This window comes from Streptomyces sp. P17, assembly GCF_032436805.1.
GTDB lineage: Bacteria > Actinomycetota > Actinomycetes > Streptomycetales > Streptomycetaceae > Streptomyces.
On the sequence record NZ_JAVRBF010000020.1, the window covers coordinates 1 to 26,782 of the forward strand.

The following is a 26,782-nucleotide window of genomic DNA, read 5'->3' on the forward strand; positions in this document are numbered from 1 at the left end:
TATCAACATATCTGGCGTTGACTTTTGGCACGCTGTTGAGTTCTCAAGGAACGGTCGCTTCCTTTGTACTCACCCTCACGGGCTTTCCTCCGGGCTTCCCTTCGGTCTTGCGTTTCCGACTCTATCAGATCTTTCCGATCCGATTTCCTCGGCGCTTTCCAGGTTCTCGCTTTCGCGTTTCCCTTTCCGGCGGTTCCGACTCTATCAGATCCTTTCGGGCCTGATTCCCAGTCAGCGGGAGTTTGCCTTCGCGGCCGTTGCGGGCCGTTCCGACGAGTGAGACTTTAGCGGATTCCCGGCTCCCGAGCTAATCGGGGGCCGCGTCCTTTCGAACGTGGATTCCTCATTTCGCAAATACACATGCCAATGACACTACGACAGAATGATCGACTGTTGCCGAGTGTTGGTTGGGTCTTGCGGAATGGCTGTCCGGGGACCGACCGGAGTCGGCGCTCACGTCGGACAACTCGGAGAACAGTACGGACCGCGTCGAGGAGTGTCAACTCAGCTCCGGACGGACCCCTGGAGGCGTAGTCTGGGCCGCATGACAACGCGTACGTGCACCCAACTGTGGTGGGCCGCCTGACGGCGGCCGTAGTCACGTATGCACTCAACGGCCGCCGCCTCGGCGGCCGTTCTTGTATCTCCCTCCAGGGGGTCGGCCGGCCGGGTGTGGCGGTCTCGACCAGGAGGTGGAGAGATGACGCGGGTCTTCAGCGGGGTCAAGCCGACCGGGCATCTGACTCTGGGGAACTACCTCGGGGCCATGCGGCGGTGGGCGCAGGTCGACCAGCACCAGGCCGACGCGCTGTTGTGCATCGTCGATCTGCATGCGCTCACCGTGGAGCACGATCCGGCGCGGGTGCGCAGGCTCAGTCGGCAGGCGGCGACGCTGTTGCTCGCGGCGGGGCTTGATCCGGCGCTGTGCACCGTGTTCGTACAGAGTCATGTGGATGAGCACGCGCGGCTGTCTTATGTGCTGGAGTGCGTGGCCACGGACGGCGAGATGCGGCGGATGATCCAGTACAAGGAGAAGGCCGCGCAGGAGCGGGGGCGTGGTGGGAGTGTGCGGCTGTCGCTGCTCACCTATCCGGTGCTGATGGCGGCGGACATCCTGGCGTACGGCAGTGATGAGGTGCCGGTCGGGGACGACCAGGCGCAGCATGTGGAGCTGACGCGGGATCTGGCGGGGCGGTTCAACCAGCGGTACGGGAACACGTTCGTGGTGCCGCGGGCCACGCATCCGGCGGTGGGCGCTCGGGTCATGAATCTGCAGGACCCGACGTCGAAGATGGGCAAGAGCGATGACGTCGGGCCGGGGATCGTCTATCTGCTGGACGAGCCGGACGTGGTGCGGAAGAAGGTCATGCGGGCCGTCACCGACAGCGGGCGGGAGGTCGTGTACGACCGGGAGGAGCGGCCTGGCCTGGCGAATCTGCTGGAGATCCTCGCGGCGTGCACGGGTGGGAACCCCGAGGACCTGAGCGGTGTATATGAGTCGTATGGCTCTTTGAAGAAGGACACCGCGGAGGCCGTGGTGGAGGTTCTCAGGCCGGTGCAGGAGCGGCACAGGGAGCTGTGCGCTGATCCTGGCTATGTGGAGGGGGTGCTGCGGGATGGTGCGGAGAGGGCTCGGGCGATGGCGCGGCCGACCGTGGATGCCGCGTATCGGGCGATCGGGCTGCTGCCTGCGGCCGCGGATATCGGGGTGACCGCTTAGGGCTGTGTGCTGGGCCGCCCCTCGTGCGCGGGGGCGGCCGGGCGTCAGCTGTTGTTGCCGGAGGCGAGTTCGCGGCTGCGGTCACGGGCGGCTTCGAGGGCGGCGATGAGGGCGGCCCGGACGCCGTGGTTCTCCAGCTCGCGGATGGCGTTGATCGTGGTGCCGGCCGGCGAGGTGACGTTCTCGCGGAGCTTTACGGGGTGCTCGCCGCTGTCACGGAGCATCGTCGCGGCGCCGATCGCGGACTGGACGATCAGATCGTGGGCCTTGTCGCGGGGCAGGCCGAGCAGGATGCCGGCGTCGGTCATGGCTTCGACCAGATAGAAGAAGTACGCCGGGCCCGAGCCGGACAGGGCGGTGCAGGCGTCCTGCTGGGACTCGGGGACGCGGAGCGTCTTGCCGACGGCGCCGAAGATCTCCTCGGTGTGGGCGAGGTGGTCCTCGGTGGCGTGGCTGCCGGCGGAGATGACGGACATGGCCTCGTCGACGAGGGCGGGGGTGTTCGTCATGACACGGACGACCGGGGTGCCCGCGGTGAGGCGCTCCTCGAAGTAGGAGGTGGGGATGCCTGCGGCTCCGCTGATGACCAGGCGGTCGGCGGGGACGTGGGGGGCGAGTTCATCGAGGAGGGTGCCCATGTCCTGCGGCTTGACCGTGAGGATCAGGGTGTCGGCGGTCTTGGCGGCTTCAGGGTTGCTGACCGGGGTGACGCCGTAGCGGCTGCGGAGTTCCTCGGCCCGTTCCTGGCGGCGGGCGGTGACCAGGAGGTCGGCCGGGCCCCAGCCTGCTCGGATCATTCCGCTGAGCAGGGCTTCGCCGATCTTGCCGGTGCCGAGGACTGCGACTTTCTGCGTCATGGCTGGGGTGCCCTCCGGGGTTGCGTCGTCCGGTGTTCATCCTCCCATCGAGGGCTTGAGTGTGGGTGGGGTGTCCGGTGGGCGGGACGTCGGCGGGTGGGGCGGCCGGCTATGCCGTGCGGCGGCGCAGGGTGGCGGCTCCGAGGGTGAGGACGAGGAGGGCGCAGCCCGCGACGACCAGGGCGTCGCGTACGAAGGCGGCCGTCATGTCGGTGTGCTTGAGGACTTCGTTCATGCCGTCGACGGCGTAGGACATGGGGAGGACGTTGGAGATGCCCTCCAGGACGGGGTGCATGTTGTCGCGCGGGGTGAACAGGCCGCAGAGGAGGAGCTGGGGGAAGATCACGGCCGGCATGAACTGGACGGCCTGGAATTCGGAGGCGGCGAAGGCCGAGACGAAGAGGCCGAGGGCGGTGCCAAGGAGGGCGTCGAGGAGTGCGACCAGCAGGAGCAGCCAGGGGCTGCCGGTGACGTCCAGACCGAGGCCCCACAGGGCGAGGGCCGTGGCGAGGATGGACTGGACGATCGCGACGGTGCCGAAGGCGAGGGCGTAGCCGGCGATCAGGTCGCCCTTGCCGAGGGGCATGGCGAGGAGGCGTTCCAGGGTGCCGGAGGTGCGTTCGCGCAGGGTGGCGATGGAGGTGACCAGGAACATCGTGATCAGCGGGAAGATCCCGAGGAGGGATGCCCCGATGTTGTCGAAGGTGCGCGGGTCGCCGTCGAAGACGTAGCGCAGCAGGAAGAGCATCACGCAGGGGACGAGGATCATCAGCGCGATGGTGCGGGGGTCGTGGCGGAGTTGGCGCAGGACCCGGGCCGCGGTGGCGGTGGTGCGGGAGAGGTTCAGGGCGCTGGTCGGGGCGGGCGTGACCGTGGCGGTCGTGCCGGGTGTGTGGGTTGTGGTGCTCATCGGGTGGTCTCTTTCTCGCGGGCGGCGGCCGCGACGGCCTCGTCCACCAGGTGCAGGAACGCCGCTTCGACGGTCTCGGAGTCGGTGCGGGTGCGCAGGGCGTCGGGGGTGTCGTCGGCGAGGATCTGGCCCTCGCGCATCAGGAGGAGGCGGTGGCAGCGCTCGGCCTCGTCCATGACGTGGGAGGAGATGAGGAGAGTGGCGCCGCGCTGGGCGGCGATGTTGTGGAAGAGGTCCCACAGGTCGCGGCGGAGGACGGGGTCGAGGCCGACGGTGGGTTCGTCGAGGACCAGGAGCTCGGGGGTGCCGAGGAGCGCGACCGCGAGGGAGACGCGGCTGCGCTGACCGCCGGAGAGGTTGCCGGCGAGGGCGTCGGCGTGGCTGGTGAGGTCGACGTCCTCGATGGCGCGGGTGACGTTCTCGTGGCGCCGGTCGGCGGCGGCGTGGCCGGGGGTGAGTATCGCCGCGAAGTATTCGAGGTTCTGGCGGACCGTCAGGTCGTCGTAGACGGAGGGGGCTTGGGTGACGTAGCCGATGAGGGTGCGCAGTCTGGGGTGGCCGGCGGGGTGGCCGAGGACGTCGAGGGTGCCGGTGACCTTGGCCTGGGTGCCGACGATCGAGCGCATGAGGGTGGACTTGCCGCAGCCGGAGGGGCCGAGGAGGCCGGTGATCTGGCCGCGCGGGACGGTGAAGTCGATGCCGCGCAGGACGGTGCGGGGGCCGCGGGCGACGGTGAGGCCTTCGGCGCGGATGGCGGGTGACTTATCCATGTTTGGAGAAATTTCTGTGGCTGGTGGGTCGCGATGGATATTCATCATGTGCTGATTAACTCGCGAGTGAGGGGCGCCGTCAAGTGGTGGCGCTCGATGGCGCAGGCGTACGGAGGAGTGATCGGAGGCGGGCCGTCCGGTTTGCGTGCTTCCAGGGGTTCCGGACGTGCATGGCGACCACGTGCAGAGCAGGTTGCTCGTTCCTGACGGTGGATTTCAGTCCGCCGAGGCGTTCGCAACCGGGGGTGCTGCTGTGATGCGCCATGGCGTAGGCAAGGCCGATCTGTTCGCTTCGTTTGTCGTGTTCCTCGTGGCCCTGCCGCCATGCGTGGGCGTGGCCCGTGGCCTCCGGTGTGTCCGCCGAACTGGGGCTGGTGACCGGGATCGTCGGCGGGCTGGTCGCCGGGGCGTTGCCCGGGAGCAGCCTGCGGATCAGCGGCCCCGCGGTGGGACTGACCGTACTGGTGCACGAGGCTGTGCGTGCCTACGGGATCGAGGCGCTCGGAGTGCTGGTGCTCGGCGCCGGGCTGGTGCAGGTCGGGCTCGGGGCGCTGCGGCTCGGGCGGTGGTTCCGAGGACCGGGGGGACGCCGGGATCGTCGTAGGGGTGGTGGGGCATGCGACGGTCCTGCGGCTGCCGAAACTGTTGGACGCGCTGGAGGCGTTGCCGCGGGACCGTGCGGTGCGGCTGGAGCTGGGCCGGTTGCGGCATCTGGACCATGCCTGTGCCGCGGCCCTTGAGGGGTGGGCCGCGGCGCGCGGGGCGAGGTGGGTGGCGGGTCTGCCGTAGCGGTCAAGGGTGGGTGGCGGGTCTGCCGTAGCGGTCAAGGGTGGGTGGCGGGTCTGCCGTAGCGGTCAAGGGTGGGTGGCGACCAGGAGGTCGACGTCGTAGGTCTCCTCGACGGTGCCGTCGGGGAAGGCCTTCAGCAGGTGGGCCCGCTCCTCGGTGAGGAAGGTGGTGCTGCCCTCGCCATGGACCAGGAAGATCGAGTGGCTGCCGAGGTTGGCGAGGTGGGTGTCGATCGGGATGCGGCGGCTCCAGCGGACCACTCGCCGGGTGAAGTCGACGCGGTCCTCGGGGTCGGCGGCGCGGGCGCCGGCGCCGTTCTTCTCGACGATCGGGTCGATGCCGAAGAAGTGCTCGATGCGGTTCGCCTGGGCGGCTATCCAGGGGACGTCCAGGGCGTAGGTGTTCCACCACAGGGCGAGCGCGCCGCCCGGGCGCAGTACGCGCAGGGCCTCGGGTATCGAGTGGGCCGGGTCGGTCCAGTGCCAGGCCTGGGCGTAGGTGAGGAGGTCGGCCGAGGAGTCGGCCAGGGGGAGGGCGTCGCCGGTGCCGCGGACGATGGGGATCCCGGGGTGCGCCCGGCGGAACTGGGCCGCCATGCCGTCGCCGGGTTCCACGGCGATGACTTCGGCGCCGCGGGCGTGCAGGAGCGCGGTGGCGATTCCCGTACCGGCCCCGACGTCCACGACGCGCGCTGCGGCGAGGGGGCGGCTGGCCAGTTCCTCGACGGCGTCGAAGAGGGCGGGTGGATAGGAGGGGCGGTTGGCGGTGTACTGGGCCGCGGCGGCGTTGAAGGAGTGGGCGCGGGTGGAGTGGGGAGAGGCTGCCGTCATGGAGCCATGGTGGCGGGGTGGGCGCTCCGGGGGTTCGGTTTCGGTGAGAGCGGTTCCTCGCCGGGCGGTCAGGAGCGGCGGCGCTTCTTCGGGTTGCCCGAGCGGCGCTTGGTGCGCTTCTCGTAGAGTTGCTGGGCCGTCTCGTACTCCTCGCGGTGGAGCTTCTCGCCAGGGGCCTCGGTGAGGGAGCGGAAGAAGTAGGCGAGCAGGGAGCCGACGAAGCCGATGGCCAGCAAGCCGCGCAGGGAGGCCTGGCGGGCGGGGTCGGGGCGCTTGCCGAAGCCTTCCCAGGTGTTCCGGAAGGCGAGGGCGCTGCAGATCGCGAACATCACGGTCATGAGGACGGTGACCAGGCTGCCGACGGCGGCGATCTGCAGGCCCTCGTAGGCGAAGCGCAGGACCAGGCAGGAGACGACCCCGGCCGCGAGCGAGCCCACGGCGACGCCGATACGGCGGGCCGTGTAGCCGTCGGTGTGACCGACCCAGGTCGTGCCGAAGAAGCGGATGGGTTCGGGGCGGGGGCCCGCGGCCGGGTCGGGGGTGCCGTTGTCGTCGCTCACGCGTCGATTATCGCTCCGGCCGGCCGGGGGTCCCCGCAGGGGCTCAGGCGCAGGACGGACGGACGTAGCCGTCGCTGCCCGTGTGGACCTTGGCGCCCTCGGACAGGAGTGATCTACGACTGAGCGGGGTCAGGTCGTTCCCCTGTCTGCGGAGTCAGCCGCAGCGGGAGGCCACGTAGCCGTCGCTGCCGGTGTTCACGTACGCGTCCGAGACGAACTCGCCGTTGCTGATGTTGTCCCAGATCTTGCTCGTGCCGTACGGGCCGGTCACGGTCGTGCCCGGCATCTGGCAGTAGATCGGGACGCGTGAACCCTCGGGTAGCACGCGCACGATGTCGTAGTTGGTGCCGGGCCCGTTGCGGACGTTGAGACGGACGCCCGGGGCGATCGAGTAGTAGCGATAGGACGCGGTGGCGAGCGCCTCGACCTGCTCCCCGCCCTCGACCTCTCCTGCACGGTCAACAGACATGGAAAAACCTCCCCCGTTGAACCCCACGTCTGCCGTGGGGCCCCGTTGATTCCCCTGAATCGCGCCATGAAACACAAGTACGCAACTCGCACGCAGAGGCTAGCAAGCCGCCTCTGTCTCGTACGAGTCATCGACTAGGCTCCGTGCGTCGCGCGCGCGGACGAACAGCACGGGGGTGGTCCCATGGCGCCACAGCGGAACGCCGGAGCGGGCGCGGAAGCGGAACTTCCCGAGTACGCCGGTCACTACCGGCTGGAGTCCTGCCTGGGCTCCGGCGGCATGGGCGTCGTCCATCTGGCGCGCAGCACCTCGGGGATGAAGCTCGCGGTGAAGGTCATCCATGCCGAGTTCGCCCGGGATCGCGAGTTCAGGGGGCGGTTCCGGCAGGAGATAGCAGCGGCCCGAAGGGTGAGCGGTGCCTTCACGGCGTCCGTGGTAGACGCCGATCCGGAGGCCGAACGCCCCTGGATGGCCACGCTGTTCATACCGGGGCCGACACTCTCCGATCATGTCAAGCGGAACGGCCCGATGGCTCCGGAGCAGTTGCGCCGGCTGATGGCCGGGCTCGCGGAGGCGCTGCGTGACATCCACCGGGTCGGGGTCGTCCACCGGGATCTGAAACCGAGCAACGTGCTCCTCGCCGAGGACGGACCGAAGGTCATCGACTTCGGCATCTCTCGGCCAAAAGACAGTGAACTGCGGACCGAGACAGGGAAGTTGATCGGCACGCCGCCGTTCATGGCGCCCGAGCAGTTCCGACGGCCGCGGGAGGTCGGTCCCGCCGCGGACATCTTCGCGCTGGGGTCGGTCATGGTGCACGCGGCCACGGGGCGCGGGCCGTTCGACTCGGACAGTCCGTACGTCGTCGCCTACCAAGTCGTGCACGACGAGGCCGACTTGACCGGCGTACCGGCGAACCTGGCGCCGCTGATCCAGCGGTGTCTCGCCAAGGAGCCCGAGGACCGGCCCACGCCCGACGAGTTGATGCGGGCTCTGCGGTCCGTGGCGGCCTCCTACGACACGCAGGCGTTCATCCCGGCCCAGCGGACGAGCGACGAGCCCCCGGCCGAGCCCCGCCGCACCAAGAAACCTGCCGCGCGGCCGGCCCGGAGGCGACACGGCCGTCAGGCAGTACTGGCGGCAGGCGTGCTGGCGCTCCTGGTGGGCGGTGGTCTCGTGACCGTTCACCTGGCCGGCGGCGATGCCCCGGCAACGGAGGGGAGGGGCACCCGGACGACGGCGGCCGCGTTCGGCGCGTGGCAAACCGAGTCGGTGTCCGGGGCGGCATCCATGCCCCAGTGCTCGTACGGGGCGGGCAAGTTGCTCTGCGCGCAGTCCGACGTGGTTTTCGGCCTTGATCCGTCCGACGGCCGTGTGCTCTGGCGGCACTCCGTCGCAAAGGCACACCGAAGTGGACCGCCGGTGCTCGCGGGTGGGCTCGTACAGCCCCCGACGGTCCAGGACCCCGATCTGGAAGGCCTCGATCCCGGTTCCGGGAAGGCTCGTTGGGAGCGGAAGGCGCCGAGCCACAGCAGCAAGCGGGCGGCCGGAGACACGCTCCTGTTCACTGGCGCGGACGGGACTGTCACCGGAGTGGACGCCGCCTCCGGCGACACGACGTGGAGCCATCGGATACCCGGCCAGAGCGCGCCGTACTTCTCGTCGTTCGCCGGGGACTCCCTCGCCTATGCGACGAGCCCGTCCGCCGACGGCACGAGCACGCTCGTCACCGCAGTGGATCCGGCCACGGGCGCCGTTCGATGGGAGACGGAAATGAGCGGGACGCTGAAGCCCGTCGGTGCCCAGGACGGCTCCGTCTACTTCCTCTCGGTCGCGCCCTCCGGGGACACGACCGCGGTGATCCGCTACAACCCCGAGTCCCGGGCCTCGCAGCGCGTGACCCTGCCGGTTCCCCGCCAAGACCCCCTCGCCACGGTGCGCGGAGGCGTCGTCCACCTCCTGTCCAGAGGCGGCGCCCTGGAGGCTGTCGACATGGACCGGCGCAGGCGGCTGTGGTCCGTTGAGACCTCCGTGAGCCGAGGCTCGGCGCCGGTCGCCGACGGGCGGCACGTCTACGTCGCCGTCGCCGACGGACGGCTGCTCGCCGTCGACGCCCGAAGCGGCGAGCTCGTCGGCCAGACTCCCCCGCGGCTCTCCAAGAAGGCCGACCAGGTGGCATTCGAGATCCCGGCCCCTCTCCTTGCCAACGGCTACGTGTACGCCGCAGCCCCCGACGGCTCCGTCTTCGCCCTCGACACACGCAACCCCACCGACTGGTAGGCACGCCAAAGGGCCGCCCCCCGCCGAAGCAGAAGGCGGCCCCAAGTGCCGGGTATCAGCCCAGCTTCGTGACGTCCCGCACCGCGCCCTTGTCCGCGCTGGTAGCCATCGCCGCGTACGCCCGCAGTGCCGCCGAGACCTTGCGTTCGCGGTTCTTCGGGGCGTACGCCCCGTTCAACGCCTGCTGGCGGCGTGTGAGTTCCGCATCCTCGACCAGCAACTCGATCGTGCGGTTCGGGATGTCGATGCGGATGCGGTCGCCGTCCTCGACGAGGGCGATGGTGCCGCCGGAGGCCGCCTCAGGGGAGGCGTGGCCGATGGACAGGCCCGAGGTGCCCCCGGAGAAGCGGCCGTCGGTGATCAGGGCGCAGGTCTTGCCGAGACCGCGGCCCTTGAGGAAGGACGTCGGGTAGAGCATCTCCTGCATACCGGGGCCGCCCTTGGGGCCCTCGTAGCGGATGACCACCACGTCGCCGTGCGTGACCTGCTTGTTGAGGATCTTCTCGACGGCCTCTTCCTGCGACTCGCAGACGACCGCCGGGCCCTCGAAGGTCCAGATCGACTCGTCGACGCCGGCCGTCTTCACCACACAGCCGTCGACCGCGAGGTTGCCGCGCAGGACCGCCAGGCCGCCGTCCTTGGAGTACGCGTGCTCGGCGCTGCGGATGCAACCGCCCTCGGCGTCCTCGTCCAGCGCCTCCCAGCGCTTGGACTGGGAGAAGGCCTCGGCGGAGCGGACGCAGCCGGGGGCCGCGTGCCACAGTTCCACCGCCTCCGCCGACGGAGAGCCGCCGCGGACGTCCCAGGTCTTCATCCAGTCCGCCAGGGACGGGCTGTGGACCGCGTGCACGTCCTCGTTCAGCAGGCCCGCGCGGTGCAGTTCGCCGAGCAGGGCGGGAATGCCGCCGGCGCGGTGCACGTCCTCCATGTAGTACGTGCGGTCCTTGGCGACGTTCGGCGCGACCTTCGCCAGGCACGGGACGCGGCGGCTGACCGCGTCGATCTGCTCAAGGCCGAAGGGGACGCCCGCCTCCTGCGCGGCGGCGAGCAGGTGCAGGATCGTGTTGGTGGAGCCGCCCATCGCGATGTCCAGGGCCATGGCGTTCTCGAAGGCCTGGAAGGTGGCGACGTTGCGCGGCAGGACCGTCTCGTCGTCCTGCTCGTAGTAGCGGCGGGTGATGTCCATGACCGTGCGGGCCGCGTCCTCGTACAGACCCTTGCGGGCCGTGTGCGTGGCGAGGACCGAGCCGTTGCCCGGGAGCGAGAGGCCGATGGCCTCCGTGAGGCAGTTCATCGAGTTGGCGGTGAACATGCCGGAACAGCTGCCGCAGGTCGGACAGGCGTTCTCCTCGATACGGAGGATGTCCTCGTCCGAGATCTTGTCGTTCACGGCGTCGGAGATCGCGTCGACCAGGTCGAGGGTGCGGACCGTGCCGTCGACCAGCGTGGCGCGGCCGGACTCCATCGGGCCGCCGGAGACGAAGACCGTGGGGATGTTGAGGCGGAGAGCCGCGTTCAGCATGCCCGGGGTGATCTTGTCGCAGTTGGAGATGCAGATCAGGGCGTCGGCGCAGTGGGCCTCGACCATGTACTCGACCGAGTCGGCGATCAGGTCGCGGGACGGGAGGCTGTACAGCATGCCGCCGTGGCCCATCGCGATGCCGTCGTCGACGGCGATCGTGTTGAACTCGCGCGGGATGCCGCCCGCCTCGCGGATGGCCTCGCTGACGATCCGGCCGACCGGCTGGAGGTGGGTGTGGCCCGGCACGAACTCGGTGAAGCTGTTGGCGACCGCGATGATCGGCTTACGGCCGATGTCCGCACCGGGTACACCGGAGGCGCGCATAAGGGCGCGGGCGCCCGCCATGTTGCGACCGTGGGTGACTGTGCGGGACCTCAGCTCGGGCATCGTCGCTCGCTCCTTCAGACAGATAGGGCTGCTATTGAGCGTACGCCGGTCATCCAGGGTCCGGACACGGTGTCCGGAATGCGGGATGTACGTCTCGGTCGGCGGCCGTGTGCTCGTCAGGGCTGGGTCAGGTGGCGCTGTACGACGGGTGCCACCCTCGTGATGATCTGCTCCGGGTCCGCCGAGGCAATCGGCTCGATCTTGATGACGTACCGCATCATCGCGATGCCGACGAGCTGGGCGGCCGCGAGCTCGGCGCGCAGTTCGGCGTCCGGGAGGTCGAGCTGTTCGGCGATACGGCGCAGCAGCTGGGCCGCGACCAGCTTGCGGAAGACGGCGGCCGCGCTCTCGTTGTTGACGGCCGAGCGGACGATCGCGAGCAGCGGAGCCCTTGTGACCGGGTTCTCCCAGAGACCGAAGATCATCCTGGTCAGCCGTTCGCCGACGCCGTCGAGGGGGCCGTCGAGGACGGTGTCGCGGGCCCGGAACGCGGGCGCGAAGGCGACCTCCACGGCCGCCTCGAAGACCTGTTCCTTGGTGCCGAAGTAGTGGTGCACGAGAGCGGAGTCCACCCCGGCCGCCTTGGCGATGCCGCGCACGGACGTCTTCTCGTACCCCCGCTCGGAGAACTCCTCGCGGGCCACGGCCAGGATCCGGGCCCTGGTGTCGGCGGATTCACTGCGGGTACGACGGCCCCGGCCCCTGCGGGGTGCTGCGGTGTCGGTCACGGTCGGGGCACCTTCACCGCGGAGGCCAGATGGAGACGGGTGAAGGCCAGCGCCTCGGCGAGGTCGGCCTCCCGCTCGGCGCTGGACATCGCCCGCCGGGTGTTGACCTCGATGACGACATGGCCGTCGAAACCGGTCAGGGCGAGACGTTCCAGCACCTCGGCGCAGGGCTGGGTGCCGCGGCCCGGGACGAGGTGCTCGTCCTTCGCCGAACCCCGGCCGTCCGCGAGGTGCACATGCCCCAGCCGGTCACCCATGCGGTCGATCATATGGATGGCGTCGGTGCGGGCGGTCGCGGTGTGGCTGAGATCGATCGTGAAGTGACGGTAGTCGTCCTTGGTGACGTCCCAGTCGGGGGCGTACGCGAGCATCTCGCGGTCGCGGTAGCGCCAGGGGTACATGTTCTCTACGGCGAACCGCACATCCGTCTCGTTCGCCATACGCCAGATTCCGGCGACGAAGTCCCGCGCGTACTGGCGCTGCCAGCGGAACGGGGGGTGCACGACGACCGTGCTCGCGCCCAGCTTCTCGGCCGCCGCCTGGGCGCGCTGGAGCTTGGTCCAGGGGTCGGTGGACCACACGCGCTGGGTGATGAGCAGGCAGGGGGCGTGCACGGCGAGGATCGGGATCTGGTGGTAGTCGCTGAGCCGGCGCAGTGCCTCGATGTCCTGGCTGACCGGATCGGTCCACACCATGACCTCGACGCCGTCGTAGCCGAGGCGCGCCGCGATCTCGAAGGCCGTCGCCGTCGACTCCGGATAGACCGAGGCCGTAGACAGCGCGACCTTCGCATCCGGGATGCGCACCACTGGTTCTGCCACGGAGACAGGGTACGGGGCCTCGCTCGGCACGGTGGAGCCGACGGCCGCTGGCGGGGTGTGGGGGGCGCGGCAATCAGCCAGGCGGGGTGGGGTGGCCCACTTCACTTGGATGCCCCCTCCCCTGGAAGCGCCCTACCCCGCCGCCCCGGCCGTCACCGTCGCACAGCCGGAAGGTGGTCCATCCTCCGCAGGATCACGCCCTCCCGCAGCGCCCACGGGCAGATCTCCAGGTTCTCCACGCCGAACAGGTCCATCGCGCCCTCGGCGACCAGCGCGCCCGCTACGAGCTGGCCCGCGCGGCCTTCGGAGACGCCGGGGAGTTCGGCGCGTTCCGCCGCTGTCATGCCGGCGAGCTGCGGGACCCACGCCTCCAGGGACTCGCGCTTCAGGTCGCGCTGGACGTACAGGCCCTCCGCGGAGCGGGCGGCGCCTGCGATGCGGGCGAGCTGCTTGAAGGTCTTGGACGTGGCCACGACATGGTCGGGGCGTCCGAAGCGGCTGAACTCGCCGACCGTACGCGCGATCTGGGCGCGGACATGCCGGCGCAGGGCGCGGATGTCCTCGGGGTCGGGCGGATCGCCGGGCAGCCAGGCGGCGGTGAGGCGGCCGGCGCCGAGCGGCAGCGACACCGCGGCGTCCGGCTCCTCGTCGATGCCGTAGGCGATCTCAAGGGAGCCGCCGCCGATGTCCAGGACCAGCAGTTTTCCGGCCGACCACCCGAACCAGCGGCGGACGGCGAGGAAGGTGAGCCGGGCCTCCTCGGCGCCGGTGAGGACCTGGAGCTCCACCCCGGTCTCGGCCTTCACGCGCGCGAGGACGTCATCGGCGTTGCTGGCCTCGCGCACCGCGGAGGTCGCGAACGGCAGCAGGTCCTCCACACCCTTGTCCTCGGCGGCCTGGAGCGCTTCCTTGACGACCGCGATGAGTTTGTCGACCCCGTCGGGCCCGATGGCCCCGCTCTCGTCGAGCAGTTGGGCAAGGCGCAGCTCCGCCTTGTGCGAGTGCGCGGGCAGCGGGCGCGCGCCCGGGTGCGCATCCACCACCAGCAGATGCACCGTGTTCGATCCCACGTCGAGGACACCGAGTCTCATGTACGGAACGCTACTGCCAGCCGAGCCGGGCACCGCCCCCGGTGCGGTCCCGGCCGGGGTCTCGGGCGACTTACCCTGGACGAGTGCCAAAGACGAAAAAGGCGAAGGACCAGAAGACGGCCAAATCATCCGACGGTTCTTCGCAGGTGAAGCCGTCGAAGAAGGCGAAGAGGAAGGCCCTGGCTGCGGACGAGAAGGGGCTCGATTTCGCACGCGCGTGGGTGGAGTTCCCCGATCCGGCAGACGACGAGCAGATCTTCCGGTGCGATCTGACATGGCTGACCTCTCGTTGGAACTGCATCTTCGGCAGCGGCTGCCAGGGCATCCAAGCAGGCCGCGCGGACGACGGATGCTGCACCCTGGGCGCCCACTTCTCCGACGATGACGACGAGAAGCGGGTGGCCGAGCACGTGGCGAGGCTCACTCCGGAGATCTGGCAGCACCATGACGTGGGCACGGAGACCGGATGGATCTCGGAGGACGAGGACGGCGACCGGCAGACCCGGCCGTACCAGGGCTCGTGCATCTTCCAGAACCGGCCCGGCTTCGCGGGCGGCGCGGGCTGCTCGCTGCACATCCTCGCCCTCAAGGAGGGCCGCGAGCCGCTGGAGACCAAGCCGGACGTCTGCTGGCAGCTTCCGGTCCGGCGGACCTACGACTGGATCGACCGGCCCGACGACACCCGGGTGCTCCAGGTGTCGATCGGCGAGTACGACCGCCGCGGCTGGGGCCCGGGCGGCCATGATCTGCACTGGTGGTGCACCTCGGCGACCTCGGCACACGGCGCCGGTGAGCCGGTGTATGTCTCCTACCGGCCGGAACTGATCGAGATGATGGGCAAGGCCGGCTACGACCGCCTGGTCGAGCTGTGCGAGGAGCGGCTGGCCTCGCAGCTGCCCCTGTTGGCTCCGCATCCCGCGGATCCGGTGGACTGACGGCCCCAAGAACCACCCCGAGGGCTACGACGTGGTCGGGCTCGGGTCGCCGCTGCCGCTCGGCGGTGGCGTCGAGCCTCCCGGGTCCCCCGGGCCGGACGGCGGCGGGTCCGGGTCGGAGGACGAGGGCGGCGGGTCGCTCGGCGTGGGGTCCGTGGGCGTGGGGTCCGTGGGCGTCGGCTCGGTCGGCGTCGGCTCGGGGTCGGTGGGTGTCGGGTCCGGCGACGACGGGGGCGGGTCGCTCGGAGTGGGATCCGTGGGTTCCGGATCGGGGCTGCCCGGTCCGGGGTCGGAGGGGCTGGGCGCGGTGCCGTAGCCCTCGATGCGGACGACGGCTCCGGCGGGTGAGACGGCGACCTGTGCGCTCCAGTACCCGGACGGCTCGCGCAGCGGGTCGACGTACACCTTGATCGTCAACGATGCGCCGGGGGCGAGGGTTCCCGAGGACCGGCTCAGGTAGAGCCAGGAGGCGCCGGTGGTGGCGGACCAGCGCACGGGGGCGTCGCCGGTCGCGGTCAGGGTGATGAACGTGGTGTCGCCGTGGTTGCCCGCCGTCACGTCGAGCTGTGCCGCGCCCTTCTTGCCGGTGCCGGTGACGCTGATGACCTCGACCGTGACATCGGGCTTGGTGCCCTTGGCGGGGCGTCCGCCGGGGTGGGTGCTGGCGTTGCCGGCGTTCTCGTAGCCGTCCTCGGCCGTCTCGCGGTCCAGGGCGCCCGGGCCGTGCGCCTCGCTCGCGCTGGCGGAGCGGCCCTCGGTCGGCTCGCCGGTGGGCGTGCCCCGGTAGGCCGCCCACAGGGCGAGCACGGGCGCGGCGACGACGGTGGCGACGACGGTCGTGGTGACGGCACGCGCGCGGAGGCGGTCCCGGCGGGCGGCCCGGTCCTTGGGGTCCATCGGGAAGCCGCGGCGGTCGAAGCGGGGGGCGGTGCCCCGCGCGCGTGGGACGTGCGCCATGGCGACGTGCAGCGCCGCGCGCGGCGCCTCCAGGACGGGCAGCTCGGCCGGGGTGACGGTGGCGCCGGGCCAGCGGCCGGGGACCGCGCGTTCGGCGGTACGGCGGCAGCGGGGGCAGTCGTCGACGTGGCGCACCAGCTCGCGGCGCAGGGCTGTGCTGAGGACGAGCTGGTTGTCGCCGGTGAGGCGGGCGACGCTCGGGCAGGTGCCGGTCTCCACCACGGCGAGCGCCGCGCGCGTGCGCTCCACCTCACAGGCGGCGGAGGCGAGCAGCTCGCGGGCGGCTGTGGGGTCCATGCCGAGCACGGCGGCGACCTCGTGGGCGGCGAGGTGGTGGCGTACGGCGAGTTCGAGCGCCTCGCGCTGTTCGGGGGTGGTGCCGGCCGCCTCCGGCCAGGCGAGCAGGGAGAGTTGGCGTCTGCGGTCTTCCTGGACCTGCTCGGAGACGGGCGGGGCGGTGGGCTGCCGATGGGTGCCGTGGCGGCCCGCCGCGTGGGTGGCCTGACGTTTCTGCTTGGCCTCGGCCAGCTTGCGCAGGCATGCCCAGCGGGCGACGGCGTACAGCCAGGCCCGGCGATCGGCGGCGGCCTCCGGGACGCGCTGCCCGCGGCGCTCGGCCAGGGCGAGGACGTCGCCCAGGGCGGCGGTCGCGGTGTCGTGGTCGCACAGCACGGAGAGGCAGTAGGTGAACAGGCCGTCCAGGTACGGCTCGTAGCGCGCGGGCGGGCGCTGCGCGAGGGTGCGCGCCGCGCCTCGGTCGCGCGCCTCCCGGTGCGCTCGGTGTGCGCCGGTGGTGCGGGTGGAGGTCTCCGGACTGCTGCTCATCACCCGTGGACCGTAGGCGGGTCGGGGAGGCGGCTTCTTCCACCTTGAGGACATTTAATCCGTACGGGTGAAACGATCCCTCATAAGGGGACAGGAGCCACGGATTCCGTGGCTGGTTCCCGGCGACGGCGGCTGGTTTCACGCAGTCGGGGCGGGGGCGGCCGTTCCGTACCCGCCGCCACCGAGGGCGTTGTCAGTGGGGCCGGATACCGTTCCGTCCATGGCTGCCCGTACGAAGTCCGCCAAAGAGCGCCCCTCCTACCGCTGCACCGAGTGTGGGTGGCAGACGGCGAAGTGGCTCGGTCGGTGCCCCGAGTGTCAGGCCTGGGGGACGATCGAGGAGTACGGCGCGCCCGCGGTCCGTACGACGGCGCCCGGGCGTGTGACCAACTCGGCCGTGCCCATCGGACAGGTCGACGGACGGCAGGCGACCGCCCGGTCCACCGGGGTGCCCGAGCTGGACCGCGTGCTCGGCGGCGGGCTCGTGCCCGGGGCCGTCGTGCTGCTCGCGGGCGAGCCCGGTGTGGGCAAGTCCACGCTGCTGCTCGACGTCGCGGCCAAGGCGGCCAGTGACGAGCACCGCACCCTCTATGTCACCGGCGAGGAGTCGGCGAGCCAGGTCCGGCTGCGCGCCGACCGCATCAAGGCCCTCGACGACCATCTGTATCTCGCCGCCGAGACCGACCTGTCGGCGGTGCTCGGCCACTTGGACGCGGTCAAGCCGTCCCTGCTGATCCTGGACTCCGTGCAGACGGTGGCCTCCCCGGAGATCGACGGCGCCCCGGGCGGCATGGCGCAGGTGCGGGAGGTGGCCGGGGCGCTGATCCGGGCCTCCAAGGAGCGCGGGATGTCCACGCTGCTCGTGGGCCATGTCACCAAGGACGGCGCCATCGCGGGCCCCCGCCTGCTGGAGCACCTCGTGGACGTCGTCCTGCACTTCGAGGGCGACCGGCACGCGCGCCTGCGCCTGGTGCGCGGCGTCAAGAACCGGTACGGCGCGACGGACGAGGTCGGCTGCTTCGAACTGCACGACGAGGGCATCACTGGACTTACCGACCCAAGCGGACTTTTCCTGACCCGTCGTGACGAACCGGTCCCCGGTACCTGTCTGACGGTCACCCTGGAGGGCCGCCGCCCCCTGGTCGCCGAAGTGCAGGCGCTCACCGTCGACTCGCAGATCCCCTCCCCGCGCCGCACCACCTCCGGCCTGGAGACCTCCCGGGTCTCGATGATGCTCGCCGTACTGGAACAGCGCGGCCGGATCAGCGCCCTCGGCAAGCGGGACATCTACTCCGCGACGGTCGGCGGAGTGAAGCTCTCCGAGCCCGCCGCGGACCTCGCCATCGCCCTCGCGCTGGCCAGCGCCGCGAGCGACACCCCGCTGCCGAAGAACCTCGTCGCGATCGGCGAGGTGGGCCTTGCGGGCGAGGTCAGACGGGTCACGGGCGTCCAGCGCCGGCTCTCCGAAGCGCACCGGCTGGGCTTCACGCACGCGCTCGTGCCGGGCGACCCCGGGAAGATCCCTGCGGGGATGAAGGTGCTGGAAGTCGCGGACATAGGGGACGCTCTCCGGGTCCTTCCGCGCTCGCGTCGACGAGACGCCCCACGGGACGACGAGGACCGCCGGTAGACTTTGCCCTGGTCTCGCCCGTCCGTACGAATGAAGTGTGCGAAACGGGAGCGCCCCAGATCCTGCGACCGGAGGAGTGCAGTGGCAGCCAACGACCGGGCAGCAGCTCCCGGAAAGTCCGGTGGGAGCTCCGGTGCCGATGGCCTGATGCGCGCCTCACTGAGCGCCGTGGCACCCGGCACGGCCCTGCGCGACGGGCTGGAACGGATCCTCCGTGGCAACACCGGAGGGCTCATCGTGCTGGGCTCCGACAAGACCGTCGAGGCCATGTGCACGGGCGGATTCGTGCTGGATGTCGAGTTCACGGCGACCCGGCTGCGGGAGCTGTGCAAGCTGGACGGCGGCATCGTGCTCTCCTCCGACCTGTCGAAGATCCTGCGTGCCGGTGTGCAGCTGGTGCCGGATCCGATGATCCCCACGGAAGAGACGGGCACCCGGCACCGTACGGCGGACCGGGTCAGCAAGCAGGTCGGGTTCCCCGTCGTCTCCGTCTCCCAGTCCATGCGGCTGGTCGCCCTGTACGTCGACGGGCAGCGGCGGGTGCTGGAGGACTCCGCGGCGATTCTGTCCCGGGCGAATCAGGCGCTGGCGACCCTTGAGCGGTACAAGCTGCGTCTCGACGAGGTCGCGGGAACGTTGTCAGCGCTGGAGATCGAGGACCTGGTGACGGTCCGGGACGTCTCGGCGGTGGCGCAGCGGCTGGAGATGGTCCGGCGGATCGCCACCGAAATCGCCGAGTACGTGGTGGAGCTGGGTACCGACGGGCGGCTTCTCGCGCTTCAGCTGGACGAGTTGATCGCGGGTGTCGAGCCCGAGCGGGAACTCGTGGTCCGGGACTATGTGCCCGAGCCGACGGCCAAGCGGTCCCGTACGGTCGAGGAGGCGCTGTCCGAACTGGACGCGCTGAGCCATGCGGAGCTGCTGGAACTGGCCACGGTGGCCCGGGCGTTGGGATACACCGGGTCGCCCGAGGCGCTGGACTCCGCGGTGTCGCCGCGGGGCTTCCGGCTGCTGGCGAAGGTGCCGCGGCTGCCCGGGGCGATCATCGACCGGCTGGTGGAGCACTTCGGCGGGCTGCAGAAGCTGCTGGCCGCGAGCGTGGACGATCTGCAGACGGTGGACGGGGTCGGCGAGGCCCGGGCGCGGAGCGTGCGCGAGGGGCTGTCGCGGCTGGCGGAGTCTTCGATTCTGGAGCGGTACGTCTAGGCCCGTACTTCGCAGGTCGCCGAAAAGGTTCTCCGCATCGGCCTCACGGCGTCCGATCTCGACCGGGCCGGACCGAGACGGCCATCGCTGCTGCGGTTCCGACCGGCGAGCGATCAGCTACGACCGCTTGGTCTTCACGATCGGGTGACCTGCGAAGTACGGGTCTAGGAGACCACTGAGAATCTTGAAAACCCGCCCGACTTGCACCGGATTGCCCCGATCGACTTCTGCGGGCGAACCTGGGCGATCGGGGCGTCCCAAGCCAGATCTTCAGGACACTTCCAGCCTGCGGCGCGCGGCCGTTACGTTCGAGCGGCACCCGGCACCGCCGGGCCGACCCGCCGGGCGAGCCGTCAGTCCTTCTCCAGCACGAACGACGTCTGCGCCTTCGTAAAGCCCGGAGTCGTCGCCTCCACCAGGTAGGTGCCGACCGCCGCCGAGCCCGCCGGAGGCGTCGCGCACTGGGGCGCGCTCGGCTTGCGGTCCCACTTGACCGTGTAGGTGACGCTGCTGTCGGCGGCCACTCGGAAGGGCAGGCTGGCGGCGGTCTTCGGGCAGTCCGCGGAGGACCAGTAGGCGTCGTCGCTGCCTGCCTGAGTGATCGTCAGGACCGCGTTCTTCGGGCCCAGATCGACCTTGCAGTCGCCGCCGGAGGAGTTCGTCGCGGTGAGTTCCAGGGTCGGCGTCTCACCGGGCCCGTACGTGTTGCGCACACTCCGTACCGTCAACTTCACCGCGCCCGCAGTGCAGTTGGGCAATGAGGACCCCGCCGGAAGCGCGTCGCCCGCGCCAACACCCGTACCGCCGCCCGTCGAGCCGCCACCTGCGCTCCCGTCGGAGGACCCGGAGCCCGAGCCGTCGCCCGAACCCGCCGTGTCACCGGAGCCGGACCCCGACCCGTCCCCCGACCCCGACCCACCGGTGTCCTCGTCGCCCGACTCGTCCCGTCCGCCCGGCGCCTGGCTGATCGCGGGGCCGGAGCCGGACGGCCCCGGCGTGATCGTCGACGGTGCGGGATTCTTGCCGTTGCTTCCGTCCGCGTCGTTCTTGCCGCCTCCGCCGCCCGAGGTGAGCACCCAGGTGATCAGCAGCGCCAACAGGGCGACCACGGACAGCAGTACGGCCCTCCGTCGCCAGTAGATGGAGGAGGGAAGCGGCCCGACCGGATTGCGCAGAGATCCCACGGCGCAAACTGTACGAGAGATCGGCGCGTTCGCTTGCCCCACCCGCCACCCCGGGCCGCAACTTTTCCGGATCATCATCCCGGAGAGTCGCCCCAACCGGCGTCTCCACCCCTGTCTTTCGTCAGGTCGAGCCACTGACCGCTGCCGAACTCGGGTTGGTGGAGCCCCCTCAAGATCCCGTACCCCAAGGGGTGGCGGTGTCACCGTCCGGCCCGTCCCGCATGGCAGGATCGGTAAGGCCATGACTGCGCCCACGAAGTCCGACGCCCTCCCCGAGTCCCTCAGCGGAGCGTCCCCGCTGCACGCCCCCGTCATCGACTGGTTCGACGGCCACGCCCGGGATCTGCCCTGGCGGCGGCCCGAGGCCGGACCGTGGGGCGTGATGGTCAGCGAGTTCATGCTCCAGCAGACGCCGGTGACCCGGGTCCTGCCCGTCTACGAGCAGTGGCTGGCCCGCTGGCCGCGCCCCGCCGACCTGGCCGCCGAGGCTCCGGGCGAGGCCGTCCGCGCCTGGGGCCGGCTCGGCTATCCGCGCCGCGCGCTCAGGCTGCACGGGGCCGCGGGCGCGATAACGGAACGGCACGGCGGCGACGTACCGACCGATCACGCCCAGCTCCTCGCGCTGCCCGGCATCGGGGAGTACACGGCGGCCGCGGTCGCCTCCTTCGCGTACGGGCAGCGGCACCCGGTGCTCGACACCAACGTCCGCCGGGTCATCGCGCGGGCGGTGACCGGCGTGCGGTACCCGCCGAACGCCACCACCGCAGCCGAGCGCAAGCTCGCCCGCGCGCTGCTGCCCGAGGACGAGCCGACCGCCGCGCGCTGGGCCGCCGCCTCCATGGAGCTGGGCGCGCTGGTGTGCACGGCGAAGAACGAGTCGTGCCACCGCTGTCCGATCGCCGCGCAGTGCGCCTGGCGGCTCGCGGGCAAGCCGGAGCACGAGGGCCCGCCGCGCCGCGGCCAGACCTACGCCGGCACCGACCGTCAGGTCCGCGGCAAGCTGCTCGCCGTGCTGCGCGAGGCCCACGCGCCCGTGCCGCAGACGGTCCTGGACCGCGTATGGCATGAACCGGTACAGCGCGCCCGGGCGCTGGACGGTCTGGTCGCGGACGGTCTGGTGGAGCCACTGCCGGGTGGTTTGTATCGGCTCCCGTTGACCTGAGGCCCGGGCGGAACGCCACATCACCCCATACCGGCCCGATTCAGTGCGCTGCTTTACCCGTTTCCTCCTTCCGTTACACAACCGACGGACAGCCGAGTGCCAGCCGCAGGCTGCTTCGGACAGCGCCGTGACAACAGCTCCGTAGCTTCATGTCCGTGCTCGACACGAGCGCGACGAAAGTCAACGGGGATGTGGAGGCGGTCAACATGGCGCAGGGCGAGGTGCTCGAATTCGAGGAGTACGTCCGCACCCGGCAGGACGCGCTGCTGCGCAGCGCGCGTCGGCTGGTGCCGGACCCCGTGGACGCCCAGGACCTCCTCCAGACGGCGCTGGTACGGACGTACGGCCGCTGGGAGACCATCGAGGACAAGCGGCTCGCGGACGCCTATCTGCGCCGGGTGATGATCAACACGCGTACCGAGTGGTGGCGGGCCCGCAAGCTGGAGGAGGTGCCGACCGAGCAGCTCCCGGACGCCTCGGTCGACGACTCCACCGAGCAGCACGCGGACCGCGCTCTGCTGATGGACGTCATGAAGGTGCTCGCCCCCAAGCAGCGCAGTGTGGTCGTGCTGCGACACTGGGAGCAGATGTCCACGGAGGAGACGGCCGCCGCCCTCGGCATGTCGGCCGGAACGGTCAAGAGCACGCTGCACCGGGCGCTCGCCCGGCTCCGCGAGGAGCTGGAGAGCCGCGATCTGGACGCACGCGCGCTGGAGCGTGAGGAGCGGGAGCGTTGCGCGGCCTAGCCGACAAGGCCAGTGCGGGGCCGGTACCTGCCCGGGGGTCCCACCAGGCGGTGATCACGGCGCTCGTCGTGTTCGCCGCCCTCGCCCTTTTCGTGTCCGCCTGCGCCACCGGCGGCACCGGCGCCCGGGACGAGGGCCCCGCGCACGACGAGTCGGCGGCGGGCGCCGCCGTCACCCCCTCGTCGGCCCCCTCGCCCATGTCCACCGGCCGCCCCGGTCAGGCGGAGGTCGTGCGGATCGTCAAGGCGGACCCGCTGGTCTCGTCCGAGGTCAAGCGCGATCTCAAGCCCTGTGCCGCCGACGACTACCCCATCGACACCTCCTACGGCGACCTGACCGGCGGATCCTCCGACGACGTCGTGGTCAACGTCCTGACCTGCGCAGACGGCGTGGGCGTGGGGTCGTATGTGTATCGCGAGCAGAACGGCGCGTACGAGAATGTGTTCAAGGCCGAGGAGCCGCCGGTCTACGCGCAGATCGACCGCGGCGATCTGGTGGTGAGCAAGCAGGTCTACGGGAAGGGCGACCCGGTGTCGAGTCCGTCCGGCGAGAACGTGATCACGTACCGCTGGAACGAGGGCCGCTTCACCCAGGAGTACTTCTGGCACAACGACTACGGCACGGTCGTCGGCGACGAGACCTCGCCGGTGCCGGAAACCTGACCACCCTGACCACCACCGGTGTGAACCGATCGGGCCGCTCGGTCCGATCATCTGTTGGACACCCACGACCACGAGGACTGAGAGCACCGGGATGGCAGACCAGACCCACGTTCTGTTCGTCGAGGACGACGACGTCATCCGCGAGGCCACCCAGCTCGCCCTGGAACGGGACGGCTTCGCGGTGACCGCCATGCCCGACGGCCTGTCGGGCCTGGCGGCGTTCCGGGCGAACCGGCCCGACATCGCCCTGCTGGACGTCATGGTTCCCGGCCTGGACGGCGTCAGCCTGTGCCGGCGGATCCGGGACGAGTCGACCGTGCCGGTGATCATGCTGTCGGCGCGGGCCGACTCCATCGATGTCGTGCTGGGGCTGGAGGCCGGCGCGGACGACTACGTCACCAAGCCGTTCGACGGTGCCGTACTCGTCGCGCGCATCCGCGCGGTGCTGCGCCGCTTCGGGCACGCGAGCGGCGGCGCGCAGGCCGAGGAGCCGGGGGCGACGGCGAGCGGCGGGGTGCTGACCTTCGGCGAGCTGGAGATCGACACCGAGGGCATGGAGGTACGCCGGGCAGGGCAGCCGGTGGCGCTCACCCCGACCGAGATGCGGCTGCTGCTGGAGTTCTCCTCCGCGCCGGGCACCGTGCTCTCCCGGGACAAGCTCCTGGAGCGGGTGTGGGACTACGGCTGGGGCGGGGACACCCGGGTCGTCGACGTCCATGTGCAGCGGCTGCGTACGAAGATCGGCCAGGACCGGATCGAGACGGTCCGCGGCTTCGGCTACAAGCTCAAGGCCTGAGCGGGGCGGGGAATGCGGGGGATCTCCTGGCGCCGCGCGGATCTGCGCGCGGCCGATATACGTACCGGGCTGAGGTGGAAGCTCAGCGCGGCCATCGCGCTGGTCGGCGCCCTGGTGGCGGTCGCGCTCAGCCTGGTCGTGCACAACGCCGCCCGGGTGTCGATGCTGGACAACGCGCGCGATCTCGCCGACGAGCGCATCCAGATCGCACAGCGCAACTACGAGCTGTCCGGGCGTCCGAACTTCCCGAACGTCAAGGTCGACGACCAGGAGCTGCCGGGGCCGCTGCGGGACAAGGTCCGGGAGGGCCGGCGGGCGACGTATGTCACCGACTCGCCGGACGGCGGGCCGGACATCTGGGCGGCCGTGCCGGTGCAGGACGGGCGGGTGCTGTCGCTGCACAGCGGGTTCACCGACCGCAGCACCGACATCCTCAAGGACCTCGACCAGGCCCTGGTGATCGGCTCCATCGCGGTCGTCCTCGGCGGCAGCGCGATCGGTGTGCTGGTCGGCGGGCAGATGTCACGCCGGCTGCGCAAGGCGGCGGTCGCGGCGGGGCAGGTCGCCAAGGGCGAGACGGACGTCCGGGTGCGGGAGGCGATCGGCGGGGTCGTACGGGACGAGACCGACGACCTCGCGCGGGCGGTGGACGCCATGGCGGACGCGCTGCAGCAGCGGCTTGAGGCCGAGCGGCGCGTCACGGCCGACATCGCGCACGAGCTGCGTACGCCGGTGACCGGGCTGCTGACCGCGGCGGAGCTGCTGCCGCCGGGGCGGCCGACCGAGCTGGTCCTGGACCGGGCGAAGGCCATGCGCACGCTGGTGGAGGACGTCCTGGAGGTGGCCCGGCTCGACGGGGCCTCGGAGCGGGCGGAGTTGCAGGACATCATGCTGGGCGAGTTCATCACCCGGCGGGTCTCGGCGAAGGATCCGGACGTCGAGGTCCGTGTCGTGCACGAGTCGGAGGTCACGACCGACCCCCGGCGCCTGGAGCGGGTGCTGTTCAACCTGCTCGCCAACGCCTCCCGGCACGGCAAGCCGCCGATCGAGGTCACCGTCGAGGGGCGGGTCATCCGGGTCCGCGACCACGGTCCCGGCTTCCCGGAGGCCCTCCTCGCGGACGGGCCGAGCCGTTTTCGCACCGGGAGCAGCGACCGGGCCGGACACGGACACGGTCTCGGACTGACCATCGCGGCCGGCCAGGCCCGGGTCCTCGGCGCCCGTCTGACCTTCCGCAACATCCGCCCCGCCGGCGCCCCGGAGGGCCTACCGGCGGAGGGGGCGGTGGCGGTGCTGTGGCTGCCGGAACACGCCCCGACGAACACCGGGAGCTATCCCATGCTTCCGTAGGACTCAGACGGTCTCCGCCACCGGGGCCTTCGGCGCCGGGGCGTCCTCCTTCGGTCCCGCGCCCTTGAGCGGTACCTCCTTCACGAAGACCGCCGCGACCAGCGCGACCACCGCCACCACGGCGCCGAGCAGGAACGCCGAGTGCGTGCCCGTGGACACCGCCTGCTGGTACGCCTCCCGCGCCGCCTCCGGCAGCTTCGCCAGGCTCGCCGCGTCCAACTGCGCGGACTGCTCGGTCACCTTCGAGCCGAGCGCCCCGGCCCGCTCGGCCATGACGTCCTGGACCCGGTTGTTGAAGAGCGCGCCCATGATCGCGACGCCGAAGGAGGAGCCGAGCGTACGGAAGAGGGTGCTGGACGAGGACGCGACGCCCATGTCCTTCATCTCCACGCTGTTCTGCGCGACCAGCATCGTGATCTGCATCAGACAGCCCATGCCGAGACCGACGACGGCCATGAACACCCCGGAGGTGAGCCGCGAGGTTCCGGTGTCCATCGTGGACAGCAGGTACAGCCCGATGACCATCAGCACACTGCCGACGACCGGGAAGACGTAGTAGCGCCCGCTGTTGGTGGTCACCCGGCCCGCGACCATCGAGGTCACCAGCATCGCGCCGAGCATCGGCAGGAGCAGCAGCCCGGAGTTGGTGGCGGACGCTCCCTGCACGGACTGCTGGTAGAGCGGCAGGAAGAGCGTGGCGCCGAACATCACGAAGCCGGTGATGAAGCCGATGACGGACATCAGCGTGAAGTTGCGGCTGCGGAAGATGTGCAGCGGCAGCACCGGCTCGGCGGCCTTGGTCTGCCAGAACACGAAGCCGACGAGCGCGGCGACCCCGATGCCGATCAGCTCCATGATCCGCGCGGACGTCCAGGCGTACTCGGTGCCGCCCCAGGTGGTGACCAGCACGATCGCGGTGATGCCCACGGTCAGCAGCGCGGCACCCGGATAGTCGATCCGTGCCTGCGCCCGCTTCTTCGGCAGCTGCAGGACCGCGCTGATGGCGAGCAGGGCGACGATGCCGAGCGGCAGGTTGATGTAGAAGGCCCAGCGCCAGCCCCAGTGGTCGGTGATGGTGCCGCCGACCAGCGGTCCGCCGATCATCGCGAGCGCCATGACGCCGGCCATCATGCCCTGGTACTTGCCTCGTTCCCGGGGCGGGATCAGGTCACCGATGATCGCCATCACACCGACCATCAGACCGCCGGCGCCGAGACCCTGTACGGCCCGGAAGCCGATGAGCTGGCCCATGTCCTGGGCCATGCCGCTGAGCGCGGAGCCGATCAGGAAGAGCACGATCGAGCTCATGAAGACGCCCTTGCGCCCGTACATGTCGCCGATCTTGCCCCACAGCGGCGTGGAGGCGGCGGTGGCGAGGGTGTACGCGGTGACGACCCAGGAGAGGTGTTCGAGCCCGCCCAGTTCCCCCACGATCGTCGGCATCGCCGTACCGATGATCATGTTGTCGAGCATCGCCAGCATCATCGTGATCATGAGAGCCAGCAGGACCACCCGCACGCTCTTGGGCTGTTTCTCCGGTACCGCGTCCACGGCCTGTGTCTGCGCCATGACTCCCACTCCCCCAGCTACTTACT

25 protein-coding genes and 1 pseudogene are annotated in these 26,782 nt (G+C 70.7%); 13 read left to right on the forward strand and 13 right to left on the reverse strand.

Annotated elements, in window-relative coordinates; all coding sequences use genetic code 11:
- Positions 1-280: hypothetical protein (locus RMT89_RS15085; protein WP_315884268.1), on the forward strand; the 280-nt coding region annotated here is incomplete at its 5' end.
- A 420-nt stretch (positions 281-700) separates the two neighbouring features.
- Positions 701-1,720, forward strand: coding sequence for a tryptophan--tRNA ligase (gene trpS, locus RMT89_RS15090; protein ID WP_315884269.1), 1,020 nt, complete (start codon positions 701-703; stop codon positions 1,718-1,720).
- Positions 1,721-1,764: 44 nt separating this feature from the next.
- Here trpS and proC read toward each other — a convergent pair whose 3' ends face one another.
- The 3 genes from proC to RMT89_RS15105 all read right to left on the reverse strand — a co-directional run bounded on the left by proC (position 1,765) and on the right by RMT89_RS15105 (position 4,305).
- Positions 1,765-2,577, reverse strand: a complete 813-nt coding sequence (gene proC / locus RMT89_RS15095) for a pyrroline-5-carboxylate reductase (RefSeq protein ID WP_315884270.1) — start codon at positions 2,575-2,577, stop codon at positions 1,765-1,767.
- A gap of 109 nt (positions 2,578-2,686) precedes the next feature.
- A complete protein-coding gene (locus tag RMT89_RS15100; RefSeq protein ID WP_315884271.1) occupies positions 2,687-3,487 on the reverse strand; it encodes an ABC transporter permease in 801 nt (266 codons plus the stop codon).
- The gene (locus RMT89_RS15105; protein ID WP_399498172.1) at positions 3,484-4,305 is read right to left on the reverse strand and encodes an ABC transporter ATP-binding protein; all 822 of its coding nucleotides are present in this window, start codon (positions 4,303-4,305) and stop codon (positions 3,484-3,486) included. The genes RMT89_RS15100 and RMT89_RS15105 overlap by 4 nt, the downstream gene beginning before the upstream one ends.
- A 208-nt stretch (positions 4,306-4,513) precedes the next feature.
- Between RMT89_RS15105 and RMT89_RS15110 the strand changes: the two are divergent.
- Together RMT89_RS15110 and RMT89_RS15115 are read left to right on the forward strand one after the other, a co-directional pair.
- Positions 4,514-4,832: pseudogene (locus RMT89_RS15110) on the forward strand (SulP family inorganic anion transporter); the annotation flags it as partial.
- Entirely contained in the window at positions 4,738-5,046 is a 309-nt protein-coding gene (locus RMT89_RS15115; RefSeq protein WP_315884367.1) for a hypothetical protein, read from the forward strand. The pseudogene RMT89_RS15110 and the gene RMT89_RS15115, both read left to right, overlap by 95 nt.
- Before the next feature lie 65 nt (positions 5,047-5,111).
- Here RMT89_RS15115 and RMT89_RS15120 read toward each other — a convergent pair whose 3' ends face one another.
- The 3 genes from RMT89_RS15120 to RMT89_RS15130 all read right to left on the reverse strand — a co-directional run bounded on the left by RMT89_RS15120 (position 5,112) and on the right by RMT89_RS15130 (position 6,905).
- Positions 5,112-5,876, reverse strand: a complete 765-nt coding sequence (locus tag RMT89_RS15120; RefSeq protein ID WP_315884273.1) for a class I SAM-dependent methyltransferase — start codon at positions 5,874-5,876, stop codon at positions 5,112-5,114.
- Positions 5,877-5,944: 68 nt separating this feature from the next.
- Entirely contained in the window at positions 5,945-6,436 is a 492-nt protein-coding gene (locus tag RMT89_RS15125) for an EamA/RhaT family transporter (RefSeq protein ID WP_315884274.1), read from the reverse strand.
- A gap of 154 nt (positions 6,437-6,590) precedes the next feature.
- On the reverse strand, positions 6,591-6,905 hold the full coding sequence (locus RMT89_RS15130) for an SH3 domain-containing protein (protein ID WP_315884275.1): 315 nt from the start codon (positions 6,903-6,905) through the stop codon (positions 6,591-6,593).
- Between the two features lie 183 nt (positions 6,906-7,088).
- On the opposite strand from RMT89_RS15130, the gene RMT89_RS15135 reads away from it, so the two are divergent.
- The gene (locus tag RMT89_RS15135) at positions 7,089-9,185 is read left to right on the forward strand and encodes a serine/threonine-protein kinase (RefSeq protein WP_315884276.1); all 2,097 of its coding nucleotides are present in this window, start codon (positions 7,089-7,091) and stop codon (positions 9,183-9,185) included.
- Positions 9,186-9,240: 55 nt separating this feature from the next.
- Here RMT89_RS15135 and ilvD read toward each other — a convergent pair whose 3' ends face one another.
- From ilvD to RMT89_RS15155, 4 genes are all read right to left on the reverse strand, one after another.
- A complete protein-coding gene (gene ilvD / locus RMT89_RS15140; RefSeq protein ID WP_315884277.1) occupies positions 9,241-11,094 on the reverse strand; it encodes a dihydroxy-acid dehydratase in 1,854 nt (617 codons plus the stop codon).
- A 116-nt stretch (positions 11,095-11,210) separates the two neighbouring features.
- A complete protein-coding gene (locus tag RMT89_RS15145) occupies positions 11,211-11,822 on the reverse strand; it encodes a TetR family transcriptional regulator (protein WP_315884278.1) in 612 nt (203 codons plus the stop codon).
- Positions 11,819-12,643: a sugar phosphate isomerase/epimerase gene (locus tag RMT89_RS15150; RefSeq protein ID WP_315884279.1), complete on the reverse strand. Its 825-nt coding sequence runs from the start codon at positions 12,641-12,643 to the stop codon at positions 11,819-11,821. The genes RMT89_RS15145 and RMT89_RS15150 overlap by 4 nt, the downstream gene beginning before the upstream one ends.
- A gap of 152 nt (positions 12,644-12,795) precedes the next feature.
- Positions 12,796-13,734 carry a Ppx/GppA phosphatase family protein gene (locus RMT89_RS15155; RefSeq protein ID WP_315884280.1) on the reverse strand — a complete coding sequence of 313 codons (939 nt, stop codon included), beginning with the start codon at positions 13,732-13,734 and terminating at the stop codon, positions 12,796-12,798.
- A gap of 83 nt (positions 13,735-13,817) precedes the next feature.
- On the opposite strand from RMT89_RS15155, the gene RMT89_RS15160 reads away from it, so the two are divergent.
- Positions 13,818-14,669, forward strand: coding sequence for a hypothetical protein (locus RMT89_RS15160; RefSeq protein ID WP_315884281.1), 852 nt, complete (start codon positions 13,818-13,820; stop codon positions 14,667-14,669).
- A gap of 24 nt (positions 14,670-14,693) precedes the next feature.
- On the opposite strand, the gene RMT89_RS15165 is transcribed toward RMT89_RS15160, so the two are convergent.
- On the reverse strand, positions 14,694-16,451 hold the full coding sequence (locus RMT89_RS15165) for a BACON domain-containing protein (protein WP_399498176.1): 1,758 nt from the start codon (positions 16,449-16,451) through the stop codon (positions 14,694-14,696).
- Positions 16,452-16,671: 220 nt separating this feature from the next.
- Between RMT89_RS15165 and radA the strand changes: the two genes are divergently transcribed.
- Positions 16,672-18,081 (forward strand): DNA repair protein RadA, encoded by a 1,410-nt coding sequence (gene radA / locus RMT89_RS15170; RefSeq protein WP_315884283.1) that lies wholly within the window; start codon positions 16,672-16,674, stop codon positions 18,079-18,081.
- Between the two features lie 81 nt (positions 18,082-18,162).
- Entirely contained in the window at positions 18,163-19,287 is a 1,125-nt protein-coding gene (disA, locus tag RMT89_RS15175; RefSeq protein ID WP_315884284.1) for a DNA integrity scanning diadenylate cyclase DisA, read from the forward strand.
- 353 nt (positions 19,288-19,640) lie between these two features.
- On the opposite strand, the gene RMT89_RS15180 is transcribed toward disA, so the two are convergent.
- A complete protein-coding gene (locus RMT89_RS15180; protein ID WP_315884285.1) occupies positions 19,641-20,471 on the reverse strand; it encodes a hypothetical protein in 831 nt (276 codons plus the stop codon).
- Between the two features lie 241 nt (positions 20,472-20,712).
- Here RMT89_RS15180 and RMT89_RS15185 point away from each other — a divergent pair, with 241 nt between their 5' ends.
- The 5 genes from RMT89_RS15185 to cseC all read left to right on the forward strand — a co-directional run bounded on the left by RMT89_RS15185 (position 20,713) and on the right by cseC (position 25,187).
- Positions 20,713-21,633 carry an A/G-specific adenine glycosylase gene (locus RMT89_RS15185; protein ID WP_315884286.1) on the forward strand — a complete coding sequence of 307 codons (921 nt, stop codon included), beginning with the start codon at positions 20,713-20,715 and terminating at the stop codon, positions 21,631-21,633.
- Positions 21,634-21,839: 206 nt separating this feature from the next.
- Positions 21,840-22,379, forward strand: coding sequence for a SigE family RNA polymerase sigma factor (locus tag RMT89_RS15190; protein ID WP_186283894.1), 540 nt, complete (start codon positions 21,840-21,842; stop codon positions 22,377-22,379).
- Positions 22,367-23,041, forward strand: a complete 675-nt coding sequence (locus RMT89_RS15195; protein ID WP_315884287.1) for a hypothetical protein — start codon at positions 22,367-22,369, stop codon at positions 23,039-23,041. Before RMT89_RS15190 ends, RMT89_RS15195 begins: the two co-directional genes overlap by 13 nt.
- Positions 23,042-23,132: 91 nt before the next feature.
- Positions 23,133-23,837, forward strand: a complete 705-nt coding sequence (cseB, locus tag RMT89_RS15200) for a two-component system response regulator CseB (protein WP_315884288.1) — start codon at positions 23,133-23,135, stop codon at positions 23,835-23,837.
- A gap of 12 nt (positions 23,838-23,849) precedes the next feature.
- Positions 23,850-25,187, forward strand: a complete 1,338-nt coding sequence (cseC, locus tag RMT89_RS15205) for a two-component system sensor histidine kinase CseC (RefSeq protein ID WP_315884289.1) — start codon at positions 23,850-23,852, stop codon at positions 25,185-25,187.
- A gap of 3 nt (positions 25,188-25,190) precedes the next feature.
- On the opposite strand, the gene RMT89_RS15210 is transcribed toward cseC, so the two are convergent.
- Positions 25,191-26,756 (reverse strand): MDR family MFS transporter, encoded by a 1,566-nt coding sequence (locus RMT89_RS15210; RefSeq protein WP_315884290.1) that lies wholly within the window; start codon positions 26,754-26,756, stop codon positions 25,191-25,193.
- Between the last annotated feature and the right edge of the window lie 26 nt (positions 26,757-26,782).